Annotated in this window: 1 protein-coding gene; it reads left to right on the plus strand. The window is 73.9% G+C overall.

From position 1 onward, the window contains the following. Window positions 1–263: 263 nt before the first annotated feature. Entirely contained in the window at window positions 264–2,018 is a 1,755-nt protein-coding gene (locus ACZ56B_RS32745) for a GAF domain-containing sensor histidine kinase (protein WP_468798705.1), read from the plus strand. Window positions 2,019–2,427: the final 409 nt, after the last annotated feature.

Genomic DNA, 2,427 nt, shown 5'->3' on the forward strand with positions numbered 1-2,427 from the left:
GGACCCCCCACCACTTGGGCCCAAGGGGAACCCGCCAGGGGTCCTTTGGGGGGGGTGGTGGGGAGGAAAAAAGTGGGGCCCCCACCCCCCCCCTCCCCGGGGGCACCTCGTACGCGGCGGCCCGACCGCCCGGGAACGGACCATTCCGGCCGGCCGGCCCGCACGGTGGTGCCGTTCCCTTGTCGTCCTTCCTGTTCGAGCCGCTACCGTGACGGCTGAACGGTACGGCTGCCGCCAGGCGGTGCGGCGTTGGAGGAGCAGCGTTGAAGAACGCCGGGGAAGCCCGCGAGGCACGGGTACGACTGCCGCAACTGCGGCTGGACGAGCTGCTGGAGGAGCTGCAGGCCCGGCTGGACGCGGCGCGCGGCACCCGGGACCGGGTGCACAGCCTCCTGGAAGCCGTGCTGTCGGTCGGCCGCGAGCTGGACCTGGAACAGGCACTGCGCAGCATCGTGGAGGCCGCGGCGGCCCTGGTCGACGCGGAGTACGCGGCGCTCGGTGTGATCGGCCAGGACGGCGAGCGGCTGTCGGCCTTCCACACGGTGGGTGTCGACGAGGAGCAGATCGAGCGGATCGGCCCCTACCCGGAGGGCCACGGCATCCTCGGCGAGTTGATCCGCCACCCCGAGCCGCTGCGCCTGGCCAAGCTCTCCGAGCACCCCGCCTCCTACGGTTTCCCGGCCCACCATCCGCCGATGAACAGCTTCCTCGGTGTTCCCATCCGGGTGCGGGACCACGTCTTCGGCAACCTGTACCTCACCGAGAAGCGCGGCGGGCAGCAGTTCGACGAGGACGACGAGTCGGTGCTGGCCACCCTCGCCGTCGCGGCCGGCGTGGCGATCGACAACGCCCGCCTGTACGAGGAGTCCCGGCTGCGCGAGCGCTGGCTCCGGGCGAACGCGGAGATCACGCACACCCTCATGTCCGGCGCGGACCAGGGCGGGGCACTGCCGCTGATCGCCGAACGGGCCAGGGAGATCACCACCTCCGCCCTGAGCGTGGTGGCCATGCCGGTGAGCGGGACGGACGCACTCGCCGTGGAACTCGCGATCGGCCAGGAAGCCGACGCGTGGCGCGGGGTCGTCCTGCCGGTGGAGGGCACTCTCGTCGGGCAGGCGTTCGTCCGGCGGGCACCCGTCAGCAGCCCGGACGTCTCACGTGACCCCAGGATCTCGGCCGGCCCTCCGCGTTCCGGAGGACTCGGGCCGGCCGTCGCCGTGCCGATCGGCACGGGCGACGAGGCCCGCGGCGTCGTTCTGCTGGTCCGGCAGTCGGGCGGCCGCGAGTTCTCCGAGAAGGAGACCGAGCCGCTCGAGGTCTTCGCCGCGCAGGCCGCCGTCGCCATGGAGCTGGCGGAACGCCGCGCGGACGCCGAGCAGATCGCCCTGCTGGAGGACCGCGACCGGATCGCGCGCGACCTGCACGACCTGGCGATCCAACGGCTCTTCGCCACCGGCATGACGTTGCAGAGCGCCGAGCGGTTCATCCAGCACGAAGGGGCCTCGGACCGGGTCCAGCGGGCCGTGAACGACCTCGACGAGACCATCAAGATCATCAGGTCGACGATCTTCGGTCTGCGCTCCCGCGGGGACGACACGGCTCCCGGCCTGCGCTCCCGCGCGGTGCGCGCGATCGGCGAGGCCACTTCGCTGCTGGGCTTCGCCCCCAGCGTCCGCATGGAGGGCCTGCTCGACACGCACGTGCCCGCGGAGACCGCCGACCACGTCCTGGCCGTCCTCACCGAGTCCCTGACCAACATCGCCCGGCACGCCCGCGCGGACCGCGCCGACGTGGTGCTGGAGACCGACGGCAAGCAGGTCAGCCTGACGGTCACGGACAACGGCGTCGGCATTCCGGCCGGAGGCCGCCGCAGCGGTCTGACCAACATGGCCGAGCGAGCACGCAAGCTCGGCGGCGACATGGAGCTGGGGAGTCCGGAAGGGAGGGGGACACGGCTCGTCTGGCACGCGCCGCTGGGGCGGTCCTCGGGCGACGCGGAGGACGGCCGGCCCTCGTGACGCACGGCGCCGGCGGATGAGCGGTTCCCGGGACTCCTCGGGGCCGCCGCCGGGCGGGGCCGTCGGCTCACGGCGCGGCCTCCTGCGGCTCCTGACGGCGCCCCGCGACCGCGTCCGGGGGGAAGGTGCCCGGTCCCGTCGCCGGCGGGGCCGGACGGCGCATGACCGCGCGCCGCCCTCCGTGACCTCCTCGACCGGGCGGCGCGGTGAGGCGGGTCCCCGGAGCCGCACCCGAGCCGGACCACCGTCCGCGTGCGCACGCGCGGGACCGTCCGCCGGGAGACCGCCGGGACCGCCTCGCACGGGGCGCGGGTCCCCCGTTATCTTCTTCGCGGTCCTGCAAGAGGGCCGCTGGCCTCCGGGCCCGGCATGACTGTGTCCCCCTGTCGAACGGATGACCTGGGGGGTG

It is taken from the genome of Streptomyces sp. NPDC034670 (assembly GCF_055574875.1).